Consider the following 16,449-nt stretch of genomic DNA (forward strand, 5'->3'; position numbering starts at 1 on the left):
GGGTGACCGGTGAAGTTGCCGTCAGCGGGCTGGTCAGCGGTCCAGCAGGCCGGTCTGCGCGGCCGGGCGCAGCACGCCGACGGGCTCGCGCTCGTCGGTCAACGACGGCGCGACCACGGGTGAGGGCTGCGGCGAGTTGCCCTGGGCGGGCGGCGACGCGTTGTCCTCGCTGCCCGGTGCCACCAGGGCGAGCGCGCCGAGCATGAGACCGGAGACGACGACGCCGGCGCCTTGGCGGGCGCGCCTGCCCCCGAAGAGACCGGCTCCGAAGCGGCTACCGCCGCCGGTTCCGAAAGGGCGGCCGGACCCCAGCACGGGACCGTTGCCGAACGCGACCCGGTCGGGCCGCTGGACCGTGACGAGCTGGCCGTCCTCGCTGACCGCGAGGCCGTCCGGCGCGCTGGGCAGCTCCACTTCCTGCGGGATCGCGCCCAGCCTGGCCAGCAGGCTCGCGGGCGCGCACGGCGCGTCGGCGGCACGCACCGCCGAGCGGGCCTGCTGCTGCGAGTACGCCTCGGCGGCGCAGAACGGGCAGCGCTGCAGGTGCGCGGACGCCCTGTTGTGCGCCGAGGCGGACAGCTCGCCGTCGACGAAGGCGACGACCGCGTCGGGCAGCAGGTGCTGCTCGGGCAGTTGCCAACCTCGCAGGTCGGTCATGCAGAGTCCTCCTGGACGAGACCCCGACGGCGTTCCAGTGCGACCCGCAGGGCCTGGCGGCCCCGGTGGATCCTGCTCCTCACGGTACCGAGTTTGACGCCGAGGGTGGCGCCGATCTCCTCGTAGGAGAGCCCTTCCACGTCACACAGCACGACGGCGGCGCGGAACTCGGGCGGCAGCTCGTCCAGCGCGGCCTGCAGCTCCGGGTCGAGGTGCGTGTCGTCGTAGATCTCCTCGGGCGTCGGGTCGTCGCCGGGGATGCGGTCGGTCTCCTCGGGCAGGGCCTCCATGCGCACGCGCGAGCGGCGGCGGGCCATGTCGAGGAAGAGGTTCGTGGTGATGCGGTGCAGCCAGCCCTCGAACGTGCCGGGCTTGTACGACGCGAGCGACCGGAACACCCGGATGAAGGTCTCCTGGGTGAGGTCCTCGGCGTCGTGCTGGTTGCCGGACAGGCGGTAGGCCAGCCGGTACACCCGGTCGGCGTGGTCGCGCACAACTTGGTCCCACGAAGGCGCGATCCAGTCCGCGTCCTCGATGGGCGCGGTCAGTGCGGCGGTCGGCTGCTTTGGCATCGGGCGGTTAAGCACCTCCACTGGGCTGGCTGCCCTGCTGCACGGGTCAACGCTCGGCTCCCCTGACGTGTTCCCGTTGGTCATGCTCGTCATGCGTTGAGGTCAGTGTGGCGTCCTCCCTTATAACCATCGTGAGAGGCGGCTGAGAGCAGGCTGAGAATCCGGGTTGTCCGCGAGATTCACCCGAACCGCCGCCGGCGGCGTTAGCCTTCGTGCTGTGGATGCGCCGACGCGCGAGTACGTGGAGCGCTACGTGCCCGAGGACGCCGTCATCACGGCCGCCAGGGCTCGTGGCGCCGAGTTGGGGTGCGTGCCGATCGGGTCCGGCGGCGGGGCGGCGTTGCGGTTCCTCGCGGCGGCGTTGCAGGCCAAGGCCGTGGTGGAGATCGGCACGGGGGCCGGTGTCGGCGCGTTGTACCTGCTCGGCGGCATGCCCGCGGCGGGGGTGCTGACGTCGATCGACGTGGAGCCGGAGCACCAGCGCGCGGCCCGGGTGGCGTTCGCGGAGGCGGGGATCGCGGTGTCGCGGACCCGGTTGATCATGGGTCGGGCGCTGGACGTGCTGCCCAGGCTCACCGACGGCGCGTACGACCTGGTGTTCGTGGACGCGGCGAAGTCGGAGTACCCGAAGTACCTGGCGGAGGGCGTGCGGCTGCTGCGGCCGGGCGGCGTGATCGCGTTCGACAACGTCCTGTGGCACGGCCGGGTGGTCGACCCGTCGCACCGCGACCCGGACACGGTGGCGATGCGGGAGGTGGCGCGGTCGGTCCGCGACGACGACCGCTTGGTGCCGGTGATACTGCCGCTCGGCGACGGCCTGCTGGTCGCGGCGAAGGTCGGCTGAGAGGGCGGCGAAGGTCGGCTGAGCCCCCTGGCGGAGGCCGGTTGAGGTCCACCGGACCGCCGACACGCCCGGCGTCGTCACGCGGTTTCCCGTGTTCGCTTCGCAGCCCCGCGTGCGCCAGCGTGAACGCCCCCGTGCAGAAGCTCACCAGCCGCGCGCCCCGCTCGTGCGCCCGCCGCACCGCCTCCAGCAACGGCTCCGGCGGCCGGACCCAGCTGTCCGGCCGGTTGGACACGATCACGGTGTCCGCGTGCTCCACCTCACCCAAAGAGGGGGCACCTGTGAGGGTGAAGAACCCGTGGTTCATCCGCACCGGACCGAGCGCGCTCACCGTGAACGAGTACCACGGTCGCCCACCGAGCTCGGGTCGGCGCAGGCCGAACAGCTCCGTCCCGACGCCCGGCTCGAACGGGTTCGAGCCGGAGTCGACGATCATCACGACGCGGTGCGAGGATCCTGGCGGCACGTGCGGTTCATGGCACTCACGCCCGCCCGACGTCGCCGGGCAGCATCGCCGCCATGGATCCGATCAACCCGGCCGAGGCGCTCACCACCTTCGACGCCCTGTGGAGCCCGCGCGTCGTCACCACGGTCAACGACCACGACGTCCGCGTCGCCAAGGTCCGCGGCGAACACCTCTGGCACGCCCACGACGACACCGACGAGTTCTTCCTCGTCCTCGAAGGCGAACTCGACATCGCCCTGGAGGACCGCACGGTGCACCTCAAGGCCAACGACGTGTTCGTCGTCCCGAAGGGCGCCCGCCACAAGCCGTCGTCACCCACCGGCGCGCGCATCCTGATGATCGAACCCAGCGGCACGTCGACCGTCGGGGACCGCCACGAGGAGGTCCCCGACCACGTCGACGCGACCGCGGGCCACCCGCTCAGTGCGCCGTGACGCCCTTCCCGAGCACCGTCACCCCGCCGGACGACACGGTGTAGCGCTGCCGGTCCGTCGCCGGGTCCACGCCGATCAACGCCCCGTCGGGCACGACGACGTTCTTGTCCAGGATCGCCCGCCGCACCACCGCGCCCCGCCCGATCCGCACGCCCGGCAGCAGCACGCTCCCCTGCACGACCGACCCGGACTCCACGACCACGTCCGAGCTGATCACCGACCCGTGGACGGTGCCGGAGATGATCGAACCCGGCCCCACCATCGAGTCCTCCGCGCTGCCGCCCGCGATGAACTTCGCGGGTGGCAGCGGCGGGGTCGCCGTCCGGATCGGCCACGCCTGGTTGTAGAGGTTGAACACCGGCCGCACCGACACCAGGTCCATGTGCGCCTCGTAGTAGGCGTCGATGGTCCCCACGTCGCGCCAGTAGCCCCGGTCGCGGTCGGTCTCGCCCGGCACCAGGTTGTCGGCGAAGTCGTAGACGTGCGCCTGCCCCTGGTCGACGAGCATCGGGATGATGTCGCCGCCCATGTCGTGGTCGGAGTCGGGGTTCGACGCGTCCGCCCGCAACGCGTCGATCAGCGCCTCGGTGGTGAACACGTAGTTGCCCATCGACGCGAAGGTGACCTCCGGGTCGTCCGGCACGTGCGGCGGCTCCGCCGGTTTCTCCAGGAAACGGGTGATCAGACCGGTCGCGTCGGAGTCGATGCAGCCGAACGCCTTGGCCTCCGCGCGCGGCACCCGGATGCCCGCCACGGTGACGCCCGCGCCGGTCTCCACGTGCTGCTGCACCATCTGCCCCGGGTCCATCCGGTAGACGTGGTCCGCACCGAAGATGATCACGTGCTCGGGTTTCTCGTCGTTGACGAGGTTCAGCGACTGGAAGATGGCGTCGGCGCTGCCGGTGTACCAGCGCGGCCCGAGCCGCTGCTGCGCCGGCACCGGCGTGACGTACTGCCCGAGCACATTGGACAGGCGCCACGTGGTGGAGATGTGCCGGTCCAGGGAATGGGATTTGTACTGGGTGAGCACGCAGAGCTTGACGAAACCCGCGTTCACCAGGTTGGACAGGACGAAGTCCACCAGCCGGTAGTTACCGCCGAAGGGCACCGCCGGCTTTGCCCGGTCGGCGGTCAACGGCCACAACCGTTTGCCTTCGCCACCGGCGAGGACAATTCCTAGAACGTGCGGTTGCCCTTTCACAGCAACGACCCTAACCGGGTGAGCACCGACCCACCAACGGCGACGTAACGCAAACTCCGCTCGTTCACCCGGCTGCCCCCGGCGAGCGGGTTACGGTGAGCGTCGTGCGAATTGGACTGCTCACACGGGAGTACCCGCCGGAGGTCTACGGCGGCGCTGGGGTGCACGTCGGCTTCCTCGTGCCGAGGCTGCGCGAACTGGTGGACGTGGACGTGCACGCCTTCGGCGGGCCGCGCGCCGACGCCAGGGCGCACAACCCGGCGCACGGCCTGGAGCAGGCGAACGCCGCGCTGGCCACGTTGTCGGTCGACCTGGAGATGGCCGCCGCGCTGGGCGACGTGCAGCTGGCGCACTCGCACACCTGGTACGCCAACATGGCCGGTCACCTGGCGAAACTGCTGCACGGCATCCCGCACGTGGTGACCGCGCACTCGCTGGAGCCGCGCCGGCCGTGGAAGGCCGAGCAGCTCGGCGGCGGCTACCGGGTGTCCTCCTGGGTGGAGCGGACCGCGTACGAGGCGGCGGACGCGGTGATCGCGGTCAGCGAGGGCATGCGCGCCGACGTGCTGGACTGCTACCCGTCGTTGGACCCGGCACGCGTGCACGTCGTGCGCAACGGGATCGACACGTCGGCTTACCACCCCGTTTCCGAAACCGACGCCCTGGTCCGGCACGGCATCGACCCGGCGCGGCCGATCGTGACGTTCGTCGGGCGGATCACCCGGCAGAAGGGCGTCGGGCACCTGGTCGCCGCCGCGCACCGGATCTCGCCGGACGCGCAGGTCGTGCTGTGCGCGGGCGCGCCGGACACGCCGGAGATCGCCGAGGAGACGCGCCTGGCGGTGGCGGAGCTGGCGGCGGCGCGGCCGGGGGTGTTCTGGATCCAGCAGATGCTCCAGCCGGCCGAGGTGCGGCAGATCCTGAGCCGTTCGACGGTGTTCGTGTGCCCGTCGGTGTACGAGCCGCTGGGCATCGTGAACCTGGAGGCGATGGCGTGCGGCACGGCGGTGGTGGCGTCCGACGTGGGCGGCATCCCTGAGGTCGTGGACCACGGGCGGACCGGGCTGCTGGTGCACTACGACGAGAAGGACGTCGAGGCGTACCGGGTGGCGTTGGCCGACGCGGTGAACGAGGTGCTCGGCGACCCGGCGCGGGCGGCGGCGTTCGGCGAGGCAGGGCGCGCGCGGGCGATCGAGGAGTTCTCGTGGGCGACGGTGGCCGAGCAGACCGTGGCGGTGTACTCGGCGGCGCTGAACGGCGGTCAGTGATCACCTGACCCCGCAGTGTGATGTGCGCCACTCGAACGTGATGCAACGGTATGGGGCGCCGACCGCCTTTAACCAGTAGGGGGCGACTACTGGGGGCGGTATGCGGTGGCTTGTGCTCCTGCTCGCGCTGGTGGCCGGTGGGTGCGCCACGCCCGCGTTCAGCGCGGAGCAGGTCAGGTTGACGATCGAGGGAGAGGCGGTGCTGGACGCGCCCGGCCTGCAGGCGCGGGCCGAGGCGGAGCTGAGCTACACCCTGTCGTTCGGGTACGTGGCCCGGACCGGCCAGGACGCGGTGAGCTGCTGGTTCGCGCGCACCGGTGAGGCGTTCGAGGTCGACACGCGGTTGTGGTGCGGTCCCGTGCAGGTGCCCGGCACGGCCGCGACCACCGACTGGGTGCCGGTGCCGTTGAAGCAGGTCGACCGCAGCGCGTCCGGGATCCGGCTCGAGGTCCAGCCGCCGCAGGTCCCCGCGCAGGGCGCCCGGAGCACACCGGTGGGGAAGCTGGTGCGCACCGACGGGCGGGAGACCGACGCCGACCAGGGCGTCGGGCAGGCGGGGCCGGACTTCCTGGCCGTGCTGCCCGACGACGGGCAGGTGCTCGACGCCGCGTCCGCGATGGTGCGCGACGACCAGCTCGAAGTGCAGGTGACGGGGTACTCGTCGCCGTCGGTGTGGCCGACGGCGGAGGGTGACCTGAGGGCCGAGCACGGGGTGGCGTTGCGGGTGCTGCGGGTGCGGGTGACGCGGCACGGCGACGTCGACTCGGCGTTCGGGCAGACGCCGTGGCGCGGGTGGCTGCCGCAGCCGCCGGAGCTGTCGCTGGACGTGCCGGGTCGGCGGCACCTGCTGCCGGCCGACCGGCTGCCGGACAACGGGTCCGCGCTGATCGTCTACACGGTGCCGGTCGCGGGCGGGCAGGAGTCGCTGGTGCTCGACACCGTGGGGGCGAAGTCGCTGCAGCAGCGGGTCGAGGTGCCGACCGGGGTGGTCGTCGGCGAGGCGGCGAAGGCGCTGCGGCGCGCGCCGGGGCCGGAGTCGATCTCGGTGTCGACCCCCGTGACGGTGGGCGCCGCCACCGGGTCGGTGGAGGTCGTGCGGGCGAAGGTGGGTCGGCAGCGGCCGGTGTCGGCGGGCGGGCAGTACGAGCTGGCGACGGCGGGCGCCGGGATGGCGCTGGTCGAGTTGCGGATGGTCGGGCACGACCTGCCGAGCGTGGTCGGCGCGGGGCAGACGTCGCCGCTGATGACCTTGACGGTGCCGGGCGGGCAGGCGGCGCGGCAGGTCGGCGCGCGCTACGGCGGTGACACCGTGCCGGTGGCGGTCGTGTACGAGGTGCCGGAGGACGTGCGGTCGGCGACGTTCTCGGTGACGCCGGGGAAGGTGACGCTGCCGCAGTTGGGCGAGGTGGCGGTGACCGGTGGGCCGGGGGTCGAGGTGCCGCTGGACTTCTGACCGGCCCGTGCGTCCCGGCGTGTCCGGGCTTCGCGCGCGGCGACGACCGCGACGGCCGCCAGCGCCAGCCACACCGTGACCAGGGCGGTCAGGCCCGGCCAGCCGTGGGCCTGGTAGGCGGCGCTGCCCGCGGTGCCGCCGGTGCTGCTGCCGACGTAGAACGCGAACAGGTAGACGCCCGAGGCCTGGCCTCGGACGTGCTCGGGCGCGTGGGCGCCGACCCAGCCGCTCGCCACCGCGTGGGCGGCGAAGAAGCCGCCGGTGAACAGGGTGAGGCCGACCGCGATCGCGGCCACGTGGTCGGGGAGGGTGATCGCGGCTCCGGCGGCGGCCAGCGCCAGGCCGGCGAGGGCGACGCGGGCGCGGCCGTGGCGGTCGGCCAGGCGGCCCGCGGCGGCGGACGTGCCGCCGCCCGCCGCGTAGGCGAGGTAGACCAGGGTGGCGACGCCGGTGGGCAGGCCCAGGTCGGTGGTGAGGCGGAAGCCGATGACGTTGAAGACGGAGATGAACGCCGCCACCGCGAGGATCGCGATCGCGCACTGGCAGAGCAGGACGCGGTCGGTGAGGGCGTCTTTGAGAGCGCTCGGGCGGCGTTCGGCGTGGTGGCCCTTGGGCAGCAGGAGGGCGGCGGTGATCGCGCAGGCCGCGCCGAACGCGCCGGCGAGGGCCAGGGCGGTGCGCCACGACGTGCCGTCGGTGGTGAAGCCGGTGATGAGGCGGCCGAGCATGCCGCCCGCGCTGTTGCCCGCGACCAGCGCGCCGATGGCCGCGCCGACGTGCGACTTGCGCGCTTCCTGGGCGAGGAACGCCATGGCGGTCGCCGGGACGCCCGCGGTGGCGACGCCTTGCAGGGCTCGGGCGGCGATGAGGGTTTCGTAGGTCGGGGTGAGCGGGAGGAGCAGGCCGAGGGCCGCGGCGGTGAGGACGGACCAGACGATGACGCGGCGTCGGCCGACGCGGTCGGCGAGGGCGGCCATCGGGATGACCGCGAGGGCCAGCGCGCCGGTCGCGGCGCTGATGGCGAGGGACGCTTCGGCCGGCGTGAGGCGGAAGTCGCGGGCGATGTCGGGCAGGACCGACTGCGGCGCGTAGAGCAGCGCGAACGTGGCCAGGCCGGTGGCGGCGACGGCGGTGGTGAGGCGGCTGGGCACGTCTTCGACGCTAATCGATGCGTGCAATGCGCTGATTTGCGACAATCCATGCGGTGATGGATGAATTGGTCCCGCGCCTGGCCGTCCTCCGCGCGCTGGCCGCGGACGAGCACGTGACCCACGCCGCCGAAGCGGTCGGCGTGCCGCAGCCGACCGTGAGCCGCTGGCTGGCCGCCCTCGGCACGTCGCTGGGCGCGCCGGTGGTCGTCCGATCGGGACGACGCGTCCGCCTGACCAGGGCGGGCCGCCTGCTGTGCGAAGCCGCCGACCGCGCCCTGACGGTCCTCGAAGCGGGCCACCGCGCCGCGGCCGAGGAGGTGTCACCCGAACGTGGCCAGGTGGCGCTGGGCTTCCTCCACCTCCTGGGCAGGTCGGTGGTCCCGGCCCTGGTCAGCAGCTTCCGCGACCATCACCCGTCGGTGCGATTCCGCCTGGTCCAGAACTCGCGGCAGGACATCCTCGCCCACCTGGCCGACGGCATCGTCGACCTGGCCCTCGTCTCCCCACCGCCGACCGACCCCGCGTTCGCGCACGCCGTCGTCCGGGAGGAGGAGCTGATCCTCGTCGTCCCACCTGGCCACCGCCTGGCCGGCCGGTCGTCGGTGCGGGTGGCCGAGCTGGCGGGCGAGGAGTTCGTCGGCCTCGAACCGGGCTACGGCCTGCGGCAGATCACCGACGACCTGTGCGCGGCGGCCGGCTTCGTGCCCACGCCGGCGTTCGAGGGCCAGGAGACCGAGACCGTCCGGGGCCTGGTCGCGGCGGGCCTGGGTGTGGCCCTGCTGCCGCACGCCGACTCGCCGTCCGGTCTGCCGGAGATCCCGCTCAGCCCGCGTGCCGCGCGGGAGATCGCGCTGGTCTGGCCGGCCGACGCCCCACTCCCACCGGCCGTCCGAGCCTTCCGGGACCACGCGCTGGCGACCTGATCACGTTCCCGGCCCGACCCGGTGTCCGCGCGCACGGCTCCCGCCTGGCTCGCGTCCGGGGCCCACGCCCGCGCTCGCCGGAGTCCGCGCCCTGCCCGCACGCGTCCGCCGCGTCCACCGCTCGCACCCGCCTCCGTGTCCGCCGCTCCAGCCCCGCCATCCGTGTGAGGCCGTGGTTGGGGGTGGTTGCGGTTCCTCGATTCAACCGAGGTTCGGTAACGGCGTTTCCGTACATTCTCGGGCCATGGTCACCCGATCGTGTTCGACGGCACGTAGGTCTCGGCCAATTCGATCAAGGTCCGGGCGGCGAAGCCGGTGGCTCCCGCCACCACCTCGTCGTAGACCTTGTCGGCACGCGCGGGCCCCGCGATGTCCAGGTGGGCCCACGGCACACCGCCCGTGAACTCCTTGAGGAACAGCGCCGCGGTGATGCCGCCGGGTCCGGGCGGGCACTGGCGGACGTCGGCGATGTCGCTGCGGACGTCCTCCGCCAAGTCCTCCAGCAGTGGCATGCGCCACCACGACTCGCCGACGCGGGCGCCCGCCTCGGCCACGCGCGCCGCGAGGTCGTCGTCGGTGGCGAAGAGCCCACCGGTGCGCACACCCAGGCTGACCTTCATCGCGCCGGTCAGGGTCGCCACGTCCACGAGCACGTCCGGCCGCAGGTTGCGCACCGCGTAGGCCAGCGCGTCGGCCAGGACCAGCCTGCCCTCCGCATCGGTGTTCGTCACCTCGGTCGTCGTGCCCCCGTACTGGGTGATCACGTCACCCGGCCGGTACGCCGAGCCCGACACGTGGTTCTCCGCCGCCGGCACCAACCCCGTCACCCGGACGGGCAGGCTCTGCCGCGCGATCCCCACCAGCGCCGCCACCACCGCCGCCCCGCCGGACATGTCCGTGCGCATGAGGTGCATGCCGTCGGCCGGTTTGATCGAGATGCCACCGGTGTCGAACGTGATGCCCTTGCCGACCAGGACCAGGTGCGGCTGCCCGTCGCCGGTGCCCGGCCACGTCAGCTCGATGAACCTCGGCGGCCGGGACGACCCGCCGCCGACCGCCAGCACACCGCCGAACCGCTGCTCGGCCAGCCACTTCTCGTCGCGGACGTCGACGCGCAGCCCCGGCACGGCCCGCGCGGCCTTCACCGCCGCAGCGGCCAGCCAGGACGGATCCTTCACATTTGACGGCGTGTTCGCCAGGTCGCGCCCCAACGACGTCGCGGCGGCCAGCGTGTTCGCCTTCCGCACCGCGTCCGCCAGCCCGGCACCCCCGTTGACCAGGCGCAACGACTTCACCCGCGGCGGCGGCTCCTCGGACGTCACCTTGAACCGGTAGCCGCCGACCGCCGCACCCAGCGTGAACGCCGCCACGGCCTCCGCCGCCACGTCGGCGGGCAGCCGCACGTCGAACGTGGTCCCGCCCGCCTTCTCGGCGTCCGCGTGCAGCGCCCGCACCAGCGACGCGCCCGCCTTGCGCCAGTCGCCCGACCCGCCGTCGCCGACGCCGACGACCCACGTCCGCCCCTGCTTGGTCGTCGCACCGGCCGCGCCGCTCACGTCACCGAGGTCGTCCACGTCCTCCGCGCCGGGCCCCAGCCGCACCGGGTCGCCGGGGAACGCGACGAGCACCGCGGGCACACCTCGCCGGAGGGTGTCGGCCACCTCGACGGTGACCAGCGGGGTGGGCAGGGGTGCTCGCACGGGGGGACCTCCGATAGGGCCGACAGGGGGTGGAGCTGGTGAAACCGCAGATCAGCGCCCGGCACGACGCCGCGGGCGCACGGTCACGTCACCGGCGCGGCACGACGTAGCGATGCCCCGGTTCCACAGTGGAAACCGGGGCCTCGACGCTTTCTCTTGTCCGGCCGGTCAGCCGGCGGCTGCCTTGAGGGCGTCGCCCAGGGCGTTGGCCTCGTCCGCCGACATCTCGACGACGAGGCGCCCACCACCCTCGAGCGGAACGCGCATCACGATGCCGCGCCCCTCCTTGGTCACCTCGAGGGGACCGTCGCCGGTCCGGGGCTTCATGGCCGCCATCGCGTGCTCCCTCCGTCAACATCTTCCCCGTCCGACCAGGGCCGGATACTCCGCCCATTCTCCCCTATGCGGACTCGGCAGCGAAACCGAACCGATCTTTCCGGCCCGCCGGCGGCGGTCGGGCGATCTTCACCAAGCCGCAGATCACGGCCAGGATCGCCGTGCGCCAACGACTTCCGCGCCGACCGCCGACCGTCACCTGGTCGTGACCGTGCACCGCTTTGTGGCGTGTCGCGGGGTCGCCCTGACAGACTCGGCTCTCGTGCGAGCCCGTTCCGCGCTCTTCGACGTCTACGGCGGCCACCTCCGCGAGCGGGGTGGCGCGGCGACGATCGCCGCGCTGGTCCGGTTGCTGGAGCCGCTGGACTTCGCCGCGCCCGCCGTGCGCACGGCCGTCTCGCGCACCGTGCGGCAGGGCTGGTTGGAACCGGTCCGCCTGCCGGACGGCCCCGGCTACGCGATGACACCTCGCGCGGAACGGCGGCTGGACGAGGCGGCGGCCCGCATCTACCGCACCCGGCCGTCCACCTGGGACGGTCGCTGGCACGTGGTGGTGCTGGAGGAGCTGCCGGCCCGTGAGGCGCGCGACCGGCTCGCTTCCTCGCTGCAGCTGCTCGGCTACGGCGCGCTCGGCCCCGTGACGTGGATCGCACCGCGCCCGTCGCCGGAGCTGGCGGACGTGCTCACCACCGAGAACGTGCGCGGCAGCACGTTCCACGGCGAGCACGAGGGCGACCCGGCCGAGCTGGCGGCCCGCGCGTGGGACCTGGCCACGCTGGGGCGCGACTACGCGCGGTTCGTGGCCGAGTGGGAGCCGGTGATGTCCGCTGTGGACGGTACGTCGCCCGCGGCGGCGTTCGCGGCTTCGCAGCGGTTCCTGCACGCCTGGCGCAAGTTCCTGTTCCGCGACCCCGGCCTGCCGCGCGAGCTGCTGCCCGCCGACTGGCCGGGCGCGGAGGCGGCCGAGTTCTTCGACCGCCACACCAACCGCCTCGCGCCGGCGGTGGCCAAGTTCGTCGACGACTGCCTCGCACACCACTAACCGGAGGTCACCCCGTGTCCGAACTCCTCATCGAGGACGCTGACGGCGTTCGCACCTTCACGCTGAACCGGCCCGAGTCGTTCAACTCGTTCACGGTGGCGTTGAAGGAGCGGTTCCTCGAGGCCGTGGTCGAGACCGCCGCGGACGACGCCGTGCGCGCGGTGGTCGTCACCGGCGCGGGGAAGGCGTTCTGCGCCGGTCAGGACCTCAAGGAGCACGTCGCGCTGCTGGAGGCGGGCGACCCGGCGCCGCTGGAGACGGTGGAGCGGCACTACAACCCGCTGATCAAGGCGATCGTGGGGATGCCGAAGCCGGTCATCGCCGCGGTGAACGGGATGGCGGCGGGCGCGGGGGCGTCGCTGGCGTACGCGTGCGACCTGCGGGTGGCCGGGGTCGGGGCGAAGTTCCTGATGGCGTTCGCGAACGTGGGGCTGACCGCGGACTCGGGCGCGTCGTGGACGTTGCCGAGGCTGATCGGGCACGGTCGGGCGATGGAGATGATGCTGCTCGCGCAGCCGGTCGGCGCGGAGGAGGCGTTGCGGATCGGCATGGTGGGCCAGGTCGTGCCGGACGGCGAGGTGCTGTCGACGGCGCAGGCGCTGGCCCGTCAGCTGGCCGCCGGGCCGACCACGGCGTACGCCAAGATCAAGGAGGCGATGGCGTTCTCCGGCGAGCTGGCGGCGGCGCTGGACGTGGAGGCGCGCACGCAGGCGGAGGCGGGCGCGACGGCCGACCACCGCGAGGCGGTGGCCGCGTTCGTGGCGAAGCGGAAGCCGGCGTTCACCGGGCGCTGACGGCGTCGGCCTCGACGGCGCGGAAGCAGGCCGCGATGTGGTCGTCGACCATGCCCGTGGCCTGCATCAACGCGTAGCAGGTGGTGGGGCCGAGGAACGCGAAGCCGCGGCGCTTGAGCTCCTTGGCCATCGCCTTCGACTCGGGCGTGACGGCGGGCACGTCGGCGCTCGTGGCCGGGCGTTCGTGGCGCTCGGGGGCGAACGACCACAGCAGGTCGTCCAGCGGCACGTCCAGCTCGGCGACGGCGCGGGCGTTGGTGATCGTGGCGTTGATCTTGGCGCGGTTGCGGACGATGCCCGCGTCGGCCATGAGCCGGTCGAAGTCGTCGGCGCCGAACTCGGCGACCAGCTCGGGCTTGAAGCCCGCGAAGGCCGCCCGGAAGTTCTCGCGCTTGCGCAGGATGGTGATCCAGGACAGGCCCGACTGGAACGATTCGAGCGACATCCGCTCGAACATGGCCGCCTCGCCGTGCAGCTCGACGCCCCACTCGGTGTCGTGGTAGTCGACGTAGTCGGGCGTGCTGTCGCCCCACGGGCAGCGGACGAGGTCGGTCATGCTGGGTACTCCCGGGCGAAGGCGGCGAAGCGGCGGAGGGACCATTTCACACCCGGCGCGAAGGCCAGGTTGAGCGGTAGCGCGATGTCCTCGGACCAGACGAGCTCGCTGCGCGCGTCGTCGCGGGGCACGACGACGAACTCGCCGGTCCCGCGCACGAGCCGGCCGGTGTGCTCGACGGCGCAGCGCACCGGCGGCTCCCACGCGGTGATGCGCATGGTGTCGGTGAACCCGAGCGGGCCGAGGCCGGTGAACGCGGTCAGCCCGCTGCCCTCGCTCGCGCCGTCGCCGCTGGTCACGCGGACGGTGGTGCCGAGCATCCACTCGCCCTGCCGTGCCCAGTCGGTCAGCGCCGCCCAGGTCGTCCCGGCCGGCGCCTCGACCTCGACGCGCAGGTCAAGCCGGGTCATGCTCCGGCTCCCGCTCGCCGTCGGGCGTCACCTGGTCGGGTTCGGGGGCCGCCGGGCGGTCGACGCCCAGCTCGGCCTCCAGTTCCGCGACGCGGTCGCGCAGCCGTTCGACCTCGCCGGCCAGGCGGTCCAGCGCCCAGTCCACCTCGGTCATCTTGTAGCCGCGCAGGACCTGCTGGAACTTCAGGTCGCGCACGTCGTCCGGGGTCACGTCGTCGGACGGCAGGCGGGTCGGCGACGCGCCCGGCGGCAGCGGCGCCAGTTCCTCGCCCCGCCCGAACACCAACGCGGCCAGCAGGAAGACCACGGCCGCGACGAGCGCCATGACGACGATGTAGATGAGCGCTGAGGTCACGTGACGATCGTGACACATGCCCCGCCGGTCAGACCGAGGAGAACACCACACAGCGCCGGGCGAGCACGGCGAGCCGCAGCGCGATGGCGAACGAGACCGCGGTCGCGGCGGCCACCGGGGGTGACATGAGCAGCCTCGTCGCGTCCAGGTAGGCGGTCGCGGCCAGGATCGCCACGTTGCCGAGCAGGGACACGCCGACCGCGACGACGGCCACGGCGCCGGCGAGCCGGGCCAGCGTGACCGTGCTGACCGCCGTGCGGGCCAGCCGCCGTCCGACGAGCAGCGCGAGCACCGCGACGCCCGCCACGAGCCACGCCGACGTGTCGTTGAACCGGGCGATGAGGAGGTACCAGTCGGGCGGCGGGGCGTCGAAGTCGTTCCAGGCCCCGATCCAGAACCGGCGGTTGAGCTCCCACATCACGTACGCGAGGGGGATCACCAGCATCACCGACCGCAGCGTGCGGGCGCCGTAGGCGAGGCCGAGCAGGCCCTGGTACTCGCGGGCGATGGCGGCGACCGGGCCGAACTCGGCGACGGCGCGGCGTTGCGCGTCCTCCTCCGCCAGTCCCCGGTCGCGGTGCGCGGCGGCGGCGTCGTGGAGGCTGTCCCTGGCCTCGGCGAGCAGGTCGTCCTTGACCGGGTCCGGTCCGCGCAGCCGCCGGTCCAGCGCGGTCACGTAGTCGTCGATCACGCCTGGGCCGGCCACGGCCCACCTCCCAGCACGCCCTCGATGGCGGTGGTGAACTCGCGCCACGCGGTGCGCTCGGCGGCCAGGGCGCGCTGGCCGGCCTTCGTGAGCCGGTACGTGCGGCGTTGCCGGCCGCCGACGGTGCTCCACTCGCTGGTCACGAGGCCTGCGGTCTCCAGCCTGCGCAGGGCCGGGTAGACGGTGCCGGTGGGCAGGTCGAGGGCGCCGCCGCTGCGCCGCTGCAACGCCTCGATGATGGCGTAGCCGTGCAGCCTGCCGCCGTCGAGCGTGGCCAGCAGGAGCGCGTCCAGATGCCCCCGCAACGCGTCGGACTTCACGAGTAGCCACTCTACTGATCCGGGACCGGGGTGGGAATCGGGGACATCCCCGATGTTGAGTTGTCTGCCTACATATACCGTCGCTACTCATGGATGCTCTCGGACTGGCCCGGCTCCAGTTCGCCACCACGACGTCGTTCCACTTCCTGTTCGTGCTGCTGACGCTCGGACTGGTGACGTCGGTGGCGGTGATGCAGACCCGGGCCACGCTGTCCGCCGACCCCGTGCACGCGCGGATGACGCGCTTCTGGGGTCGGCTCTACGTGGTGAACTACGCGCTCGGCATCGCGACCGGCATCGTCATGGAGTTCCAGTTCGGGCTGAACTGGTCGGGCCTGTCGACGGTCGCGGGCGACGTGTTCGGCGCGCCGCTGGCGCTGGAGACCCTGGTGGCGTTCTTCCTGGAGTCGACGTTCCTGGGCCTGTGGATCTTCGGCTGGGACCGGCTGGGCAAGTGGGTGCACCTGGCGCTGATCTGGCTGGTCGCGCTGACCGCGTTCGCCTCCGCGTTCTGGATCATGATGGCGAACGCGTTCCTGCAGAACCCCGCGGGGCACGAAGCGCGTGACGGCGTGCTGCGGCTGGTCGACTTCTCGGCGCTGGTGGCCAACCCGACGTTCGGCACGGCGTTCCTGCACGTGTGCTTCGCGTCGCTGACGGTCGGCGGCGTGTTCCTGACCGGCGTGAGCGCCTACCACTTCATCCGCCGCACGGCGGAGGTCGACTTCTTCCGCCGGTCGCTGCGGCTGGGCGTGGTGCTGACGGCGCTCGCCACGCCGGTGCTGGTCGGGTTCGGGTTCGGGCAGTTCCCGATCGTGGAGCGCTACCAGCCGGAGAAGCTCGACACGGTCGGCGCGCCGGACGGGATCGGCCTCGGGTTCATGATCCAGATCGGGTTCGCGCTGCTGCTGGTGAGCTGGGCGACCGTGCCGCTGCTGTTCCGCGACTGGGTGGTGCGGTTGCGGTTCCCCCTGTACCTGATGGTGCTCGGCATCCCGCTGCCGTTCGTGGCGGCGATCGGCGGGTGGCTGTTCCGCGAGATCGGGCGGCAGCCGTGGCTGATCCAGGGGGTGCTGACCACGCAGGAGGCGATGTCGCACGTGAGCGCCGGGCAGATGCTCGTGTCGTTCATCGCGTTCACGTCCGTGTTCGCGGTGCTGGCGGTCGCCGACTGGGTGCTGATCGCCCGGCTGGCGCGGCGCGGGCCCGTTTCCTCGGACGAGGCGCCGGTGTCGCCGCTCGTCCCGGCGCTGTGAGGGGT

At 72.9% G+C, this 16,449-nt stretch carries 18 protein-coding genes and 1 pseudogene; 7 read left to right on the forward strand and 12 right to left on the reverse strand.

The window, feature by feature from the left end:
- Window positions 1-33 precede the first annotated feature (33 nt).
- Together AB0H12_RS19595 and sigE are read right to left on the reverse strand one after the other, a co-directional pair.
- A complete protein-coding gene (locus AB0H12_RS19595) occupies window positions 34-657 on the reverse strand; it encodes an anti-sigma factor family protein (protein ID WP_499624259.1) in 624 nt (207 codons plus the stop codon).
- Window positions 654-1,229 (reverse strand): RNA polymerase sigma factor SigE, encoded by a 576-nt coding sequence (gene sigE / locus AB0H12_RS19600; protein ID WP_230567285.1) that lies wholly within the window; start codon window positions 1,227-1,229, stop codon window positions 654-656. The genes AB0H12_RS19595 and sigE overlap by 4 nt, the downstream gene beginning before the upstream one ends.
- A gap of 217 nt (window positions 1,230-1,446) precedes the next feature.
- Here sigE and AB0H12_RS19605 point away from each other — a divergent pair, with 217 nt between their 5' ends.
- Window positions 1,447-2,073: an O-methyltransferase gene (locus tag AB0H12_RS19605; RefSeq protein ID WP_499624260.1), complete on the forward strand. Its 627-nt coding sequence runs from the start codon at window positions 1,447-1,449 to the stop codon at window positions 2,071-2,073.
- 103 nt (window positions 2,074-2,176) lie between these two features.
- On the opposite strand, the pseudogene AB0H12_RS19610 reads toward AB0H12_RS19605, so the two are convergent.
- Window positions 2,177-2,539: pseudogene (locus tag AB0H12_RS19610) on the reverse strand (AraC family transcriptional regulator); the annotation flags it as partial.
- A 53-nt stretch (window positions 2,540-2,592) separates the two neighbouring features.
- On the opposite strand from AB0H12_RS19610, the gene AB0H12_RS19615 reads away from it, so the two are divergent.
- Window positions 2,593-2,973, forward strand: coding sequence for a cupin domain-containing protein (locus tag AB0H12_RS19615; RefSeq protein WP_499624262.1), 381 nt, complete (start codon window positions 2,593-2,595; stop codon window positions 2,971-2,973).
- Here the strand turns inward: AB0H12_RS19615 and glgC are convergent.
- Window positions 2,960-4,174, reverse strand: coding sequence for a glucose-1-phosphate adenylyltransferase (glgC, locus tag AB0H12_RS19620; protein WP_499624264.1), 1,215 nt, complete (start codon window positions 4,172-4,174; stop codon window positions 2,960-2,962). The two genes, AB0H12_RS19615 and glgC, sit on opposite strands and share 14 nt — an antisense overlap.
- Window positions 4,175-4,278: 104 nt before the next feature.
- On the opposite strand from glgC, the gene glgA reads away from it, so the two are divergent.
- Window positions 4,279-5,442, forward strand: a complete 1,164-nt coding sequence (gene glgA / locus AB0H12_RS19625) for a glycogen synthase (protein WP_499624265.1) — start codon at window positions 4,279-4,281, stop codon at window positions 5,440-5,442.
- A gap of 1,293 nt (window positions 5,443-6,735) precedes the next feature.
- On the opposite strand, the gene AB0H12_RS19630 is transcribed toward glgA, so the two are convergent.
- Entirely contained in the window at window positions 6,736-8,046 is a 1,311-nt protein-coding gene (locus AB0H12_RS19630) for an MFS transporter (protein WP_499624266.1), read from the reverse strand.
- Window positions 8,047-8,102: 56 nt separating this feature from the next.
- Between AB0H12_RS19630 and AB0H12_RS19635 the strand changes: the two genes are divergently transcribed.
- Window positions 8,103-8,969: a LysR family transcriptional regulator gene (locus AB0H12_RS19635; protein ID WP_499624423.1), complete on the forward strand. Its 867-nt coding sequence runs from the start codon at window positions 8,103-8,105 to the stop codon at window positions 8,967-8,969.
- Window positions 8,970-9,217: 248 nt separating this feature from the next.
- Here AB0H12_RS19635 and AB0H12_RS19640 read toward each other — a convergent pair whose 3' ends face one another.
- Both AB0H12_RS19640 and AB0H12_RS19645 read right to left on the reverse strand, forming a co-directional pair.
- Window positions 9,218-10,669, reverse strand: coding sequence for a leucyl aminopeptidase family protein (locus tag AB0H12_RS19640; protein ID WP_499624267.1), 1,452 nt, complete (start codon window positions 10,667-10,669; stop codon window positions 9,218-9,220).
- Between the two features lie 168 nt (window positions 10,670-10,837).
- The gene (locus tag AB0H12_RS19645; RefSeq protein WP_012783412.1) at window positions 10,838-11,005 is read right to left on the reverse strand and encodes a DUF3117 domain-containing protein; all 168 of its coding nucleotides are present in this window, start codon (window positions 11,003-11,005) and stop codon (window positions 10,838-10,840) included.
- A gap of 262 nt (window positions 11,006-11,267) precedes the next feature.
- On the opposite strand from AB0H12_RS19645, the gene AB0H12_RS19650 reads away from it, so the two are divergent.
- Window positions 11,268-12,047 (forward strand): PaaX family transcriptional regulator, encoded by a 780-nt coding sequence (locus AB0H12_RS19650; RefSeq protein WP_499624268.1) that lies wholly within the window; start codon window positions 11,268-11,270, stop codon window positions 12,045-12,047.
- A 14-nt stretch (window positions 12,048-12,061) separates the two neighbouring features.
- On the forward strand, window positions 12,062-12,841 hold the full coding sequence (locus AB0H12_RS19655; protein ID WP_499624269.1) for an enoyl-CoA hydratase-related protein: 780 nt from the start codon (window positions 12,062-12,064) through the stop codon (window positions 12,839-12,841).
- Here AB0H12_RS19655 and AB0H12_RS19660 read toward each other — a convergent pair.
- Genes AB0H12_RS19660 through AB0H12_RS19680 form a run of 5 tightly spaced genes read right to left on the reverse strand, consistent with a single transcriptional unit; the run spans window position 12,828 to window position 15,188 of the window.
- A complete protein-coding gene (locus AB0H12_RS19660; protein ID WP_499624270.1) occupies window positions 12,828-13,397 on the reverse strand; it encodes a DNA-3-methyladenine glycosylase I in 570 nt (189 codons plus the stop codon). The two genes, AB0H12_RS19655 and AB0H12_RS19660, sit on opposite strands and share 14 nt — an antisense overlap.
- Window positions 13,394-13,807 carry an SRPBCC family protein gene (locus tag AB0H12_RS19665; RefSeq protein ID WP_499624271.1) on the reverse strand — a complete coding sequence of 138 codons (414 nt, stop codon included), beginning with the start codon at window positions 13,805-13,807 and terminating at the stop codon, window positions 13,394-13,396. Before AB0H12_RS19665 ends, AB0H12_RS19660 begins: the two co-directional genes overlap by 4 nt.
- Window positions 13,794-14,162, reverse strand: coding sequence for a DivIVA domain-containing protein (locus AB0H12_RS19670; protein WP_499624272.1), 369 nt, complete (start codon window positions 14,160-14,162; stop codon window positions 13,794-13,796). Before AB0H12_RS19670 ends, AB0H12_RS19665 begins: the two co-directional genes overlap by 14 nt.
- A gap of 28 nt (window positions 14,163-14,190) precedes the next feature.
- The gene (locus AB0H12_RS19675) at window positions 14,191-14,868 is read right to left on the reverse strand and encodes a permease prefix domain 1-containing protein (RefSeq protein WP_499624273.1); all 678 of its coding nucleotides are present in this window, start codon (window positions 14,866-14,868) and stop codon (window positions 14,191-14,193) included.
- A complete protein-coding gene (locus AB0H12_RS19680; protein WP_053716277.1) occupies window positions 14,850-15,188 on the reverse strand; it encodes a PadR family transcriptional regulator in 339 nt (112 codons plus the stop codon). The genes AB0H12_RS19675 and AB0H12_RS19680 overlap by 19 nt, the downstream gene beginning before the upstream one ends.
- Window positions 15,189-15,277: 89 nt before the next feature.
- On the opposite strand from AB0H12_RS19680, the gene AB0H12_RS19685 reads away from it, so the two are divergent.
- Window positions 15,278-16,444, forward strand: a complete 1,167-nt coding sequence (locus tag AB0H12_RS19685) for a cytochrome ubiquinol oxidase subunit I (protein ID WP_499624274.1) — start codon at window positions 15,278-15,280, stop codon at window positions 16,442-16,444.
- Window positions 16,445-16,449 lie beyond the last annotated feature (5 nt).

The organism is Actinosynnema sp. NPDC023794 (assembly GCF_040639675.1).
Classification (GTDB): Bacteria; Actinomycetota; Actinomycetes; order Mycobacteriales; family Pseudonocardiaceae; genus Actinosynnema; species Actinosynnema luteola.

What these genes read in the sequence shown, in the direction of transcription:
- sigE (WP_230567285.1), bottom strand. Translation starts at nt 1,229, where the DNA reads ATGCCAAAGCAGCCGACCGCCGCACTGACCGCGCCCATCGAGGACGCG.
- AB0H12_RS19635 (WP_499624423.1), top strand. Translation starts at nt 8,103, where the DNA reads ATGGATGAATTGGTCCCGCGCCTGGCCGTCCTCCGCGCGCTGGCCGCG.
- AB0H12_RS19685 (WP_499624274.1), top strand. Translation starts at nt 15,278, where the DNA reads ATGGATGCTCTCGGACTGGCCCGGCTCCAGTTCGCCACCACGACGTCG.
- AB0H12_RS19615 (WP_499624262.1), top strand. Translation starts at nt 2,593, where the DNA reads ATGGATCCGATCAACCCGGCCGAGGCGCTCACCACCTTCGACGCCCTG.
- AB0H12_RS19665 (WP_499624271.1), bottom strand. Translation starts at nt 13,807, where the DNA reads ATGACCCGGCTTGACCTGCGCGTCGAGGTCGAGGCGCCGGCCGGGACG.
- AB0H12_RS19645 (WP_012783412.1), bottom strand. Translation starts at nt 11,005, where the DNA reads ATGGCGGCCATGAAGCCCCGGACCGGCGACGGTCCCCTCGAGGTGACC.
- AB0H12_RS19660 (WP_499624270.1), bottom strand. Translation starts at nt 13,397, where the DNA reads ATGACCGACCTCGTCCGCTGCCCGTGGGGCGACAGCACGCCCGACTAC.
- AB0H12_RS19595 (WP_499624259.1), bottom strand. Translation starts at nt 657, where the DNA reads ATGACCGACCTGCGAGGTTGGCAACTGCCCGAGCAGCACCTGCTGCCC.